The organism is Paenibacillus sp. JT22N15, from assembly GCF_059383755.1.
On the sequence record NZ_JBXENV010000004.1, the window covers coordinates 91,373 to 104,364 of the forward strand.

Below are 12,992 nucleotides of genomic sequence, written 5' to 3' on the forward strand. Positions count from 1 at the left end.
TGCAAGTTATGCAATTTAAAATGACGAACTAGAAGGAGAACTTTCATATGCCTCATTTATTATTTCGCGGTGTGCCTGCACCTAGCTTGCGCAGCATCGCGCCTGAGCTTGTTCAAGAGCTCGCTGTCCTCTGTGATTGCGGAGTAGATAATTTCACTATAGAGTGCCTCGCAACCACTTCCATTTATGGAGGACTTGCCGATGATTGTTCGTTTCCTTTTATTGAAATTGGCTGGTTTGAACGCGGACAGGAGGTTCGGGACCGCTTTGCCGCTATTGTTCACCGTTACATGGAGAGACTTGAGTTGGCGGAAGCAGAAATCGCCTTTCGTACCTACAGCGAGAATGCTTATTACATAGAGGGCAAGCCTTTCAGATCCTGATAAATCAGGCCAGCTGCAGGAGTGGACAGGTTGTAAATGATGGTTTCATTTGGTAAGATAGACGGGTAACTATCTACAAAGCACAAATAACCCCTTACGCCAATAAGAGGTCAATAAGCTTTATATTTGTGCACCGACTACTAACCATGGGAGGTGATAGTAATGGCTAAAGACGTATTGTGCGAAGTCGACTCTTGCCGTCATTGGGTAGATGACAACAAATGCAGCGCTTCATCAATCTATATCGTCAGCAATAGCAGAGATGCTGCACACGAAGCTAGCGAAACAGATTGCCGAACTTTCGAAACGAAATAACTGATCTGATGGAAGGGATGTTGCGGTCCCTTCTTTCTTTATGTATTTTACCAATAATGATTATTATTATCAAGTTTTTTATTGAAATTTTTTTTACCCTTAGAGGAAAGGGGCTTGCCGCCTTGAAAAAATGCCCATTATGCGGCGGACCGGGTGGCTGCGCCATAGAAGCGGGGCAAGTGCCCCACTCCTGCTGGTGCTTCCGGGAGCGCGTTCCACAAAGTCTGCTTGAACAAATTCCGCCTGCACAGCGCAACCAGTCATGCGTCTGCCAAAACTGTGTCCTACAAGCTAAAGCCGACCTTCAATTGGATTAAACGCTGCCACAACCAAACTGCCGTTAATGTTTCAAATCGCCCCATATGCCATCATTTTCCTCTTGGATCGCCAAATACTTTTCCTCCAGCACCTGAGCCGGCAGCGGACGGCAATAATAGTAGCCTTGAATTTCCTTGCAGTCATGACTGGTTAGAAAATCGAGCTGCTCCTTCGTTTCAATCCCTTCCGCGATTACTTCCAGCTTTAAATGCTTGGCCATGGAAATAATCGTGGCGACAATCGCTTGATCGCTCTCATCCGTTGTAATATCTATGATGAAGGAACGGTCAATTTTCAGCTTATATATTGGATAATGCTTTAAGTAGCTGAGCGAGCTGTAGCCCGTCCCGAAATCATCGAGGCTGATTTTAACACCGCAGCTATTTAATTCATTTAATATTCCAATGGAATGCGAGGCGTCCATCATCATGCTCTCGGTAATTTCCAGCACTAGAAAGCTCGGATCAAGCCCCGTTTCTTCTAAAATAACATGAATTTGCTGAACCAGATTTGGCTGAAGAAACTGTCTTGCCGATAAATTGACGGATACCGATGCGAAAAAAATGCCCTCATCATGCCACTTCTTCATCTGCCTGCAAGCCTCGCGCATCGTCCACTCGCCAATGCTGTAAATCAAGTCGCTTTCCTCAGCTACCGGAATAAATACACCAGGCGAGATTATGCCTTTTATTGGATGCTCCCACCTAATCAGCGCTTCGACGCCAATCATCTTATTGTCAATGGAGCTAATTTGCGGCTGGTAGTACAATCTAAATTCCTCGCGCTCCATCGCCTTGCGCAGCTCGCTCTCCAGTTCCAGCCTAAGCTGAAGCTGCTCATTAAATTCATACGAATAAAACTGATATCCGTTTTTACCGTTGCGCTTCACTTCATACATCGCGGTATCGGCATTTTTGAGCAGTTGTACCGTATCCTGTCCATTGTCAGGGTAGACGGCAATTCCAATGCTGACCGTCGTATAAAAATCGCTGTCCTTCAGTCGGTAGGGCTGCTGAATAGCAGCGGTAATCCTTCCTGCGAGCAGACCGAGCTGCTGCTCATCCTGAAAGCGATTAATTAATAACGTAAATTCATCTCCTCCCATTCTGGCTACTAAAGTTTCACTGTCTCTTACACAAGATTGAATACGACAGCCCATCTCCTTCAGGAACACATCCCCGTAGGCATGTCCAAGTGAATCGTTAATATTTTTGAAACGGTCAAGGTCAAGTACCATAACGGCAAAACGGGAAACCTGCTTGCTCCCATCGCTAAGACTTGCACTGCTTCGCTCAATCATTTTCGACAGCTGTTGGTTGAAATGGGAGCGATTCGGCAAACCGCTTAAAGAATCATGAAAAGCCTGGTGAATCATATCACGCTCCGCTTTTTTTCGGGCGCTATTATCGCGGATGATCGTCAATACGGCTGGACGGCCGTTATGGTCAATCATTTTGCTCATCGTTTCAACCTCAAAAACCTCATCGCGAAAGCTAATAAGCTGAATTTCTTTAATATTGGTACGCTGCTTCGTCTTATACATCATTTTTATGCGCTTAGCTACATTGTCCCAATCGCTAGGATGAATAAACCGAAAAATATCCTGGCCAAGCAGCTGTTCACTGCTCCCGCCAATCGTCTGCTCAGCCACATGGTTGATGAAAACAATTTTTGAGTCCTGATGAATGACAATCGGATCTAAGTATATGTCTAGCAGCTCGTTGTAACGCGCCCTAATAGCCTCGCTTTCCATCTGCTGCCTAATCGATTCCGAACGATCCCGAATGAGAAGATGGCTGCCTAAGCTGCTGTTGCTGGCATCATAAGGGAGCTTGTACAGCTCCCAACTGATAACTCCCCCTTCCGAATCGTCAAAATATAAAAAATGACGCTCCGAACAGGTGCCATCTGGCCGGCTCAAAAATTGCTCAAGCCTTGCGCCCTCCTCCTTCGTTATCCGTCTCAGCTCTGACAATCTGGCTCCCGGAAGCAAATCGCGGATAGCCCCCCGCTGATATTGTTTAGCAGCCTCATTCATATGAAGAATGACGCCATTTTCTCCGATTGTAATGATCGGCTCAGGAAACTGCTTGTACATATTCGGCAAAGATTTCTTCCAATAGTCCACCTTATCACCTCCGCTCTCTGTTGAATCAGGAATGAAATGCTGTTTTCTCTTGGCGACCAGGTATGAAAAATTCCTCTTCTACATCAATAGCGGACAAAGGACGGCTGAAATAATAGCCTTGTATTTTCTCGCAGTCCTTGTCAGTTAAAATGTCCAGCTGGGCTTTCGTTTCAATGCCTTCGGCAATAACCTCCATATTTAAATGCTGGGCCATGGAAATAATGGTGGATACAATCGCCTTATCGTTGTCATTTTCCGTAATATCGCGAATAAAGGAACGATCGATTTTCACCTTGTGAATCGGGAACATCTTCAAATAGCTAAGCGAGCTGTAGCCCGTTCCAAAATCATCGAGACTAATTCGCACGCCAAAATCATTGAGCTGGTTCAAAATCGCTGTCGATACCGAGGCGTCCATCATCATGCTTTCGGTAATTTCCAGCTCCAAAAAATGCGGCTCAAGCCCCGTCTCCCGCAAAATATCCTTCACGTATTCGGCCAAATAAGGCTGATGGAATTGCTGGGAGGATAAATTGACCGAGACTGGGATGAGCGGCCCGCCCGCTAAATGCCATTTGCGCATTTGGCGGCAGGCTTCCCGGAGCACCCAGGTCCCCAGCTCGTAAATAATGCCCGTCTCCTCCGCAATCGGAATAAATATGCCTGGCGACAGCACGCCTTTCGTTGGATGGTTCCAGCGGACGAGTGCCTCGACCCCAATCATGTGCTCATCCTCGGCTCTTATCTGGGGCTGGTAATACAGCTCAAGCTCGCCCAGCTCCACCGCTTTTCGCAAGTCGCCTTCCAGCTCGATTTTATTGCGCAGCTTGTCGTTGAGTTCGGCCGAATAATACTGAAAGCCATTTTTTCCTTTTTTCTTCACTTCGTACATCGCCGTATCTGCATTTTTTAGCAATTGGCTCGTATCTGTCCCATGCTGCGGATATAAGGCGATGCCGATGCTGGCCGATACATAAAAGTCGCTTTCCTTGAGACGATAGGGAAGCTGGATCGCATGAATAATTTTCTCGGCAATTTCCGTCACAATGCCTGAATCAGAATGAGGCACCAGCAGGGTGAATTCATCACCGCCCATTCGGGCAAGCATCACATTATAACCTTCTACACTTCTGCTGATTCGGTTGCCCATTTCTTGAAGAAACAGGTCGCCATAAGAATGGCCGAGCGAGTCATTAATCATTTTAAATCGATCGATATCAAGCACCATTACAGCGAAAACAGAATCGTCTTCCCTTGCTGCCTCGCTTGCCGGCTTCGGTCTCTCAATTTCTTCATCCAGCACTTGATTGAACATTCTGCGATTCGGCAAACCTGTCAGCTCATCGTGAAACGCCAAATACCTTACCTTTTCCTCCGCCTGCTTCTCCTCTGAAATATCTTTGGCGATGACATAAATACCTACAACTGCATCGCCTACAACAACCGGAGCACTTACAACGCTAATATCTACGCGCTCCTCTCCATTTCGCAAGATGGCAGAGGTATAACGCTGAGCCTCGCCCTGAAAAGCTTTAGTAAACATCGCTACTGTATGATCAAGCTGGTCTGGCGTAATATAGGGCAAAAGCAGATTTATAGGCTGATTGAGCAGTTGCTCGCTTTTTAGACCTGTAATTTCGAGTGCCATTGGATTGAAGCCAATAATCTGGCCTTGAATATTAACCGAAATAATGCCATCCAAATTGTTGTCGAACAATGACTTGTACCACTTCTCATGCTCATCGAGCTGCGTTTCCTTGCTCTCCAGCCGTTTGGAGATAAACAGAACCACCAGCGACATCATGCACGTAATCAGTGTTCCAGCAATAATGACATAAGCAAGCAGCTTAGTAGCCAGCACCATTTCAAAAAAGATCGCCGTTTTGATTTCCGAGCTGAACGTTGCCGCCATCATTCCGGTGTAATGCATGCCCGCAATAGCCGCTCCCATGATCATGCCAGCGCTAAGCTTTTTCCAAAGCATGACCTGCTTGCTCGTTTTACGGAAATAAAATACGAGCCATAAAGCGGTAACAGATGCGGCAAACGCAATAAAAATAGAAAGCAGAAACAGCAGCGGATCATAATGAATCTGAATCAGCATAGCCTCCATGCCTACAAAATGCATAACCGACACGCCGGTGGCCAGCAGCAAACCTCCTGCCAGCAGCCTGCCGATTTTCAATTCATCCCTTCCAATGACATACAGCGCAATGAATGCGGCCACAATGACGGCGAGAAGGGACAGCAGTACAACGATCAGGTCATAGGCTACGACGATTGGCAGGGAGAAGGCCATCATGCCGACGAAATGCATCGACCAAATGCCCATTCCCAAAATAACGGCGCCAATCGTAATACCCAGCCAGCGCTTGCGGCCACCGGAAATGCCGACCTTCTCGGCCAGATCCAGAGCTGCAAACGACGCTAGTGCTGCAATAATGTAGGAGAAAATAATCAGTGAGCTATCATAGGTGCCATGGAGATGCCCCATTTCTTTCCCTCTTTTCAGTTGGTAAATATTTGAATTTTCAGTAAATTTAGTCCATGATAATGAAAGATTAAAAATCTTCGCATAGACGGAGCAGCTATGCAATGGCCTTTCGCTTATTGCGCCGACAAACGCTGGCTATGCTTGTATTGCCATTGCTCGTACCATTGCTGTACCAATGTCAGCGGTTCGGCATCAAACTCCTGCCTCAGCATCTTCAGCAGCTGTTCGTATTGCCGCTGCACAGCAAACCGCTCATTCATTCGGTCATACAAGCGCATCAGATCAAAATAAATCTGCTCCTCGGAGGGCAGCTGTTTTTGAATGAGCAAATATTGCTGGGCCGCCTTTGCCTCATTGCCAATGGAATCAAAATGCTGGGCAATGTGCTGGGCATGGCGCAGCCATACGGTGCGAAGCCGCCGACGCTCCCTTTCGGCCCATTCATACGAATATTCCAGCAAGTAGTCGCCAGGATACATTTCCAGCATCTGCTGATGCTGTTCCAATGTTTCATCTGTTAACGGAGGGATTCTCTTGATTTTCCGTTCCCACTCCTCCGTATCCAGCAGTACGCCATTCAAATCGAGCGTGTAGCCCTCATCACGGTTAACGATTCGGATACCGACACCCTCTTCACGCATGATTCGCCGAATTTGATAAATCGCTGTATACAGCTGGGAGGTGCCTCTGCGCCATTCGATTTCCGGCCACAGCTGATCCAGCAAATCTTGCTTGCGAATCAGCTTCCCGCGATGCTCCAGCAAATAGGCGAAAAGCTCCTGCGCCTTCAAGGTTTTCCATTTGAGCGTAGCGCTCTCATCGCCCTTCGGCCCGATTCGCAGCGATCTAAAGCAGTGAATCATTTTAGCTGGTCCAGAAGCCGGCAGCACAGCAGGAGGAGCAATCCGAGCCCGCTTTAATAGCCGTTCAACCGTCATGCACAACCGCTCATGGCTGAATGGCTTCATTATATAATCATGAGCGCTAAGCTCGAATGCTTTCACCGCATATTTCTCTTGCTCAGTCAGGAAAATAAGCATAACTTCTGGAAATTGCTGCATCACTTGCTCTGCAAGCTGCATCCCGCCATGCTCCTGCATATCGATATCTAAAAATAAAGCGATCGGAGGATCGGCTAAAATATGCTGAAGCGCCAGCTCAGGATTGGAAAAGCTTCCCACAACATCAATGCCCCCAATTTTGCCTAACTCCTCTTCCAGGAGCTTGAGCGTAAGAGGCTCGTTATCTACCAATATAGTCTTCATGTTTTTGTCACCTTCTTAACTGGTAGTTTAAGCCGCAAGTCCTATACCTATATAACGGTTTACTAAGCCTTATTATCAATACCAAATAAAAATATGCAGTAAAAAAAAAACGCTGAATCACCTTTATTTGGTGGAATCAGCGTTTTTCAGCCCAATGGCTGGCTTCTATGCATGCATTTCTCCATAAAATGAGCAATTAACTCGCTTTCGTATCTTTGCCTCGCTTGCAATCGCCGGCGTTGCAGCCTTGGAACATGCCTGTAAAATCCAATCGGTGGTCGGTAACCGTGAAGCCGAATTCGCGCTGTACGCGCTGCTCCAGCTCAAGCAGCCAATCCTCCTGAATTTCCTTCAGCACGCCGCACTTGGCGCAGATCAGATGGTGATGCATATGTTCTTGGCTGGCGTCACGCAAGTCGAAACGGGCAACGCCATCGCCAAAGTTCATTTTTTCTACAATATGCAGCTCGGTCAGCAGCTCAAGCGTCCGATAAACGGTCGCCAGTCCGATTTCCGGGTATGACTTCTTGACCAGCATATATACGTCCTCTGCGCTGAGATGGTCCTGCTCGTTCTCCAGCAGCACTCTTAAAGTCATTGCGCGCTGATGCGTCAGCTTGTAGCCCTTCGCTTTCAGCTGCTGGTTAATATTATCCATTTGAATGTCCAGTTCGCTCATCGCTCATGAGCCTCCTTTGCATCGTCCTGCGGCTTGTCATTTCTCAATTTGTAATCATTATCATCTTAATTTTATTATAGATATATCAAAAAAGCAAGCATACTAGCTTTGGACAGCCAAAACACTGCCATGCCGGATTCCAAAAGGAATGCTGAACAGCCAATAAGTCGTTGCAGCAGGCATCGTTTTCTTTAGCACTGCTACTGTTTGAATCACAGCTCACGCTGTATAATATAAATCACCAGCCTAGCTTGTCCACAACGGTACGAGCTTATTTCTCCAGCTTCACTTCCATTCAGAATATATTCAATACATGCTCCCATTTCATTAATATGCTTTCAAAATAGTGCATTTAGCAGCATCAGCTAGTCATTTCACAAATCCAATTTTAGCACAAAACCGATAATAACAATAGAAGCGACATTTCATAGCTATAACGCTATTAAATTTTCCTCTTTCATTATCCCTGATATTACATATAATTACTTTTATAGGAAGTTAAAAGGACTTTCAGACGATACAACAAAATCACTTTATACAACGTTTTCCTTTGGCATACTTCAGCGAAACGAAAGGAAGTCATTACGATGAAAGCCCCTCTCTCGGCGTACAAAAAGCGCAAAATTAGCTTGGCAACTGTACTTAGCGGTCTCGTTTTTTTATGCGTCTTGGTCACGATTATCCTCGTGCTGCTTTCGTCCTTCCAATCCAGCAAGCTTTTAATGGAACGTACAGCATTATCCACCAATTTCTCCAAAGCGAGCAAAATGAGCGATACGCTTGACGCGCTAACCAAAACGATACGGCTAAGCTTGAAACACAGTGTGCAAATAGAACAGGAGGGCATGTGGGACGAGCCTGATCAAGTTCAGCGGATGAATGAGGATTTAAATTTAATGAAGCATAGCAGCAATTTTTTCAATTCTATCGTAGTCGTGGATAAACACGGAATTATAAGAGGAGCTACGGAGGAAATAAGCAGCTTAATCAATGAGCCGATTACGTCAGCTTCCTTGAAACAAGCGCTGGCATCAAAGCGATCGAGCATTTCGGACCCCTTTTTTGATGAACGGACAGGCAATTTATTTATTATGGTGAGCGAGCCGCTATATGACAAAAACCAGCAATACGAGGGTTTTATTGGCGGCAGCATTTATTTGAAGAAAAATAATGTTATGAATACGATTTTTGAGAAAAATACGAATGATTTTTTGGAGTCTTATTTTTATATTGTAGATCAGCAGGGCAACCTGCTCTTTCACCCCGACCCCATGCTCATTGGCAAAAACATAAGCAAAAATATGGTAGTGAAAAAGCTGATGGCTGGGCAAAGCGGCAGCGAAATGATTACCAGCTTGAACGGCAGCAAGCTGCTCGTCGGATATGCCAGTGTTAAGGAAAATGGCTGGGGCATCGTGGCAGCCACTCCTATGCAAAGCATTAAGGACCAGCTCGTTTACCATTTCAAAAATGCTGCCGTCACAATTGCCATCCCGCTGCTGCTGCTTATATTCGCGGTCATTATATTGGCGCGGCGCATTGCCAAGCCGTTTCTAAAGCTTTCGCAGTTCGTCAGCCAGCTCGGGGACGCAGGCGAGCTTAGCTCCTGGCGCAAAAACCACTGGATTCGGGAAACGGATCTGCTTATTAAATCAACGATCAATGTTGGATCGCTTATTCAGGCTCAGCATCATCAATTAACGAAAGATGCGGAAACGGACCCGCTAACGGGACTCATGAATAGGCGCACCTTAATCAAATTTTTGACGTTGTGGATGGAAGAGAAGCTGCCCTTCTCCATTATTATTATCGACATTGACCGCTTCAAGCGGGTCAACGATAAATTTGGGCATCAAGCAGGCGATGCGGTACTCAGGCAGCTGGCGCAAACGGTCATTCATGCCATTCGGCCAGAGGATATTGGCTACCGCTACGGTGGGGAGGAGCTTGTTATTTTGCTTCAGCAGACGGCGCTGCCCGAAGCATATTTAGTCGCCGAGCAGCTGCGGATTGCTGTTGAGGAAGGCGTAGATCCGGTCGTTGGGCGCGTAACGATTTCACAGGGGGTTGCCCAGTATCCGCTGCATGGCACCAGCCCCGAGGAGCTGCTCCAGAAAGCGGACCAAGCGCTGTATCAAGCAAAAAATGCGGGCCGCAACCAGACGATTGCAGCGGCGGCAGACATATAGAGGGGTTAGCTGCGACAAAACAAGTCGCAGCTAACCCCTCTGCTTGCATACATAAGGAAAGAAAATGGCGGATGCCGGGTTTATTTTTCAAATGAAGCTACAGCACCGCTGCTTTGCCCCCGTCAATATTGACGGAAGTTCCCGTGACGAAGGAAGCCGCTTCCGAGACGAGAAAAGCGATGACATTCGCAGCTTCCTCCGGATTGCCGATCCGTCCAAGCGGAATATCATGTTTCGGGCTCGCCGCGAACTCCTCCCACGACAGATCGGGAGCGGTCTGTTTCCACTTGCGCTCAATTTGATCGCTGCGGATGAGGCCGATGCAGACAGCATTCACACGGATGCCATCGCCCGCCAAATCCTTGCTCATCGCTTTCGTCAGCGCAAGGCCAGCCGCCCGGCTTACCGAAGTAGGCAGCGAGGAGCCTGCTGGCGTCTTGCCGCCAATAGCCGTCACATTTACGATGGCGCCGCCTCCTGCCTCGCGGAGATAAGGAAGTGCCGCTCGCGCGAAATGAATGGCCGCATACAGCTTAAGGTCAAGATCGGCTGCCCACGCATCCGGCTCAACCTTATCGAACGGAAGCGCTGCCGACGTTCCAGCATTGTTTACGAGAATATCAACACCGCCAAGCTGCTGGACCACCTCGGCAACTGCCCGCTGTACGTCAGCCTCAACTGATACATCGGCGGAGATGATCAACGGCTTTTTGCCTGTCGCTTGCTTAATCCGTTCTGCTGCTTCTTGCAGCGGTCCCTCCTGTCTGGCAACTATCGCTACTTCTGCTCCCTCAGCCGCCAGCCGCAGCGCGGTGGCAAGCCCAATTCCTTTGCTTCCCCCCGTCACAATGGCGCGTTTCCCTTGTATACCCAAATCCATCTTAATTCCTCCTGTCCATGAAGTAATCGAACTCAATCCTTATTACCGCAACCCATTCAGTCTAAACCTGCTGTCTCTTATTTTCCATTATACTATAAAAGCTGGGCTGTATAAAAAAACATGCCGGGTCTATTAAGCCCCGGCATGTTTCATCTATGAATTATAATCCTGCGCTATATCCAGGCACCGCGTAGGCGGATGGCGCTACACCAACCTCCTGCTTGAAGCGGCGGCTGAAATAATACGGGTCCTCGTAGCCGACCTGACGAGCGATGCTGCGCACCGTCGCATTCGTCTCCTTCAATAGACCTTTAGCCCGGTCAATGCGAATGGCGATTAAATAATCGATCGGGCTGATGCCCATATGCTTCTTGAAGGCGCGGGAGTAATGCTCCGGCGTAATGCCAACCATGCTGGCGAGCATGTCCCGTGTAATTGGTTTGTGATAATGGCGTTTCATATATTCAACCGTCTGCCCAAGCTTGCTTCTTCCTCCTGCAACAGATTCGGTGTTATGCCTAAAGTGTGTATCCTCTTCTTGGAAGCCCATCCGTATCGAGTTTCTCATATGCTTTATCATTTCCCACCTTCCCGGCCTATTGGCACTGCTGAATGATCGCTCATCCATATATAATGATTATCATTATCAATTATAATTCAAGGCTGCTTTTTTTTCAACACCTCGCCATAATAATTCATCACTTCTGAAAATATTTGTTTCCTTACATAGGAAAGGAACGTGCTGGAAACGCTAATGGCACGGACTTGTTCTATCTTCTGGAAGCGAGGTACTGTCATGCGCGGATTCAAACGCAGCAATTGGAATCACAAAACAGCGAGGGCCGATTGGCAGCAGTCGGACAAGCGCCAGCCCGACGAGCAGCAGCCGCTTTCACAGCGATTGGATGAAAATATAACAGAGCTGCGGCGTGTGTATGCAGACTGCGCTGACCTCTCCTTCCATTCCTTGCGGATCGGGGAGCTTGCTGAAGCCATGCTCATATTTCATATCAGTATGTGCGATGATGAGCAGCTGAATATGTTCATTTTGCGACCCCTTGCGAGCGATGCCGGCCGCTTGACTGCTGCGACCCCTGCACAGCTGCTAAACCTTCTGCCCATCGCCGCTGCCAATACCGTGCGCACGCTGGAGGACGCTGTCGATATCATTAGCAATGGCATGCCGCTGCTCTTCATCGATGGCAGCGAGGAGGCGCTGTCGTTCGGCTTGCAAAAAATCGAGCATCGCAGCATTGAGGAGCCTTCAGCGGAATCTACCGTTCGCGGCCCTCGCGAATCGTTTAATGAAGTACTGTCCATTAATCTGTCACTGCTGCGCCGTAAAATGAAAAGTCCGAAAATGAAGCTGCTAACGATGACGATCGGCGAGTATACACGAACCGATATCGCTATTCTCTACTTGGAGGGAGCCGCAAATCCCGCCACCGTCGATGAGGCGTTGAAGCGGCTTGCCGCGATTGACACCGATGGCATTTTGGAAAGCGAATATATTGAGGAATGGATTGCCGACTCGCCTTATTCGCCGTTTCCACAAATGATTGCAACCGAAAGGCCGGACGTCGTCTGCGCAAATTTGCTGGAAGGGCGCTTCGCTATTCTAATTGATGGGACGCCGTTTGCCCTCATCGCTCCCGTGACCTTATTTTCCATGCTGCAGTCTGTCGAGGACTACTATCAGCATTTTATTATGAGCACCTTTGTACGCTGGCTGCGTTATGTTTTTTTTCTGCTGTCCCTGCTTCTTCCATCAGCTTATGTGGCGATTACAACCTACCATCAGGAAATGATTCCGACGGTGCTGCTGCTCAGCATCGCCAAGGCAAGGGAAGAAATCCCTTTTCCAGCGCTAGTTGAAGCGCTGATTATGGAAATCGCCTTCGAAGCGCTGCGCGAGGCTGGGGTCAGGCTCCCAAGACAGGTCGGATCAGCTGTCAGCATCGTGGGCGCGCTCATCATCGGACAAGCTGCCACGTCGGCAGGCATCGTCTCTGCGCCAATGGTTATTGTCGTGGCCACAACCGGTATTGCATCGTTTATGATTCCGCGTTATGCGGCTGGCATTTCCTCCCGTTTGCTGCGGTTTCCAATCATGCTGCTGGCAGGAACGCTGGGACTGATCGGCATGATGCTTGGACTGATTTTGATCGTCATCCATTTATCAAGTTTGCGTTCCTTCGGCGTTCCCTACTTGTCACCTGTTACGCCAGCTTCGATGGGGACTATTCGCGATGTCATCTGGCGTGCTCCTGCCTGGATGAACGAAGCCCGAAAAGAACGGCATTCCGGGCGCAGCAGCCCAAGCGGGAACAAAAAATAGCCG

11 protein-coding genes are annotated in these 12,992 nt (G+C 48.0%); 5 read left to right on the plus strand and 6 right to left on the minus strand.

The features are described 5' to 3' along the window. The first annotated feature begins 47 nt into the window (after nt 1-47). From AC50X8_RS08945 to AC50X8_RS08955, 3 genes are all read left to right on the plus strand, one after another. On the plus strand, nt 48-383 hold the full coding sequence (locus AC50X8_RS08945; protein ID WP_494863033.1) for a DUF1904 family protein: 336 nt from the start codon (nt 48-50) through the stop codon (nt 381-383). Between the two features lie 162 nt (nt 384-545). After that, complete coding sequence (locus AC50X8_RS08950) at nt 546-698, plus strand: DUF1540 domain-containing protein (RefSeq protein ID WP_074905010.1); 153 nt, start codon at nt 546-548, stop codon at nt 696-698. After that, nucleotides 674-1,015, plus strand: coding sequence for a cysteine-rich CWC family protein (locus tag AC50X8_RS08955; RefSeq protein WP_494879396.1), 342 nt, complete (start codon nt 674-676; stop codon nt 1,013-1,015). The genes AC50X8_RS08950 and AC50X8_RS08955 overlap by 25 nt, the downstream gene beginning before the upstream one ends. A 23-nt stretch (nt 1,016-1,038) precedes the next feature. On the opposite strand, the gene AC50X8_RS08960 is transcribed toward AC50X8_RS08955, so the two are convergent. The 4 genes from AC50X8_RS08960 to fur form a co-directional block, all read right to left on the minus strand. Beyond that, entirely contained in the window at nt 1,039-3,144 is a 2,106-nt protein-coding gene (locus tag AC50X8_RS08960; protein ID WP_494879397.1) for a putative bifunctional diguanylate cyclase/phosphodiesterase, read from the minus strand. A 25-nt stretch (nt 3,145-3,169) separates the two neighbouring features. Continuing rightward, nucleotides 3,170-5,638, minus strand: a complete 2,469-nt coding sequence (locus AC50X8_RS08965; protein WP_494879399.1) for a putative bifunctional diguanylate cyclase/phosphodiesterase — start codon at nt 5,636-5,638, stop codon at nt 3,170-3,172. Nucleotides 5,639-5,751: 113 nt separating this feature from the next. Continuing rightward, complete coding sequence (locus tag AC50X8_RS08970) at nt 5,752-6,903, minus strand: response regulator (protein ID WP_056041403.1); 1,152 nt, start codon at nt 6,901-6,903, stop codon at nt 5,752-5,754. Nucleotides 6,904-7,099: 196 nt separating this feature from the next. After that, on the minus strand, nt 7,100-7,582 hold the full coding sequence (gene fur / locus AC50X8_RS08975; RefSeq protein WP_056041400.1) for a ferric iron uptake transcriptional regulator: 483 nt from the start codon (nt 7,580-7,582) through the stop codon (nt 7,100-7,102). Between the two features lie 587 nt (nt 7,583-8,169). Between fur and AC50X8_RS08980 the strand changes: the two genes are divergently transcribed. Continuing rightward, nucleotides 8,170-9,771 (plus strand): sensor domain-containing diguanylate cyclase, encoded by a 1,602-nt coding sequence (locus AC50X8_RS08980; RefSeq protein WP_494879400.1) that lies wholly within the window; start codon nt 8,170-8,172, stop codon nt 9,769-9,771. A 97-nt stretch (nt 9,772-9,868) separates the two neighbouring features. Here AC50X8_RS08980 and AC50X8_RS08985 read toward each other — a convergent pair whose 3' ends face one another. Together AC50X8_RS08985 and AC50X8_RS08990 are read right to left on the minus strand one after the other, a co-directional pair. Next, nucleotides 9,869-10,651: an SDR family NAD(P)-dependent oxidoreductase gene (locus tag AC50X8_RS08985; RefSeq protein WP_494879401.1), complete on the minus strand. Its 783-nt coding sequence runs from the start codon at nt 10,649-10,651 to the stop codon at nt 9,869-9,871. Nucleotides 10,652-10,811: 160 nt separating this feature from the next. Next, on the minus strand, nt 10,812-11,231 hold the full coding sequence (locus AC50X8_RS08990) for a helix-turn-helix domain-containing protein (protein ID WP_162241938.1): 420 nt from the start codon (nt 11,229-11,231) through the stop codon (nt 10,812-10,814). Between the two features lie 216 nt (nt 11,232-11,447). Here AC50X8_RS08990 and AC50X8_RS08995 point away from each other — a divergent pair, with 216 nt between their 5' ends. Beyond that, nucleotides 11,448-12,989, plus strand: coding sequence for a spore germination protein (locus AC50X8_RS08995; protein ID WP_494879403.1), 1,542 nt, complete (start codon nt 11,448-11,450; stop codon nt 12,987-12,989). Nucleotides 12,990-12,992: the final 3 nt, after the last annotated feature.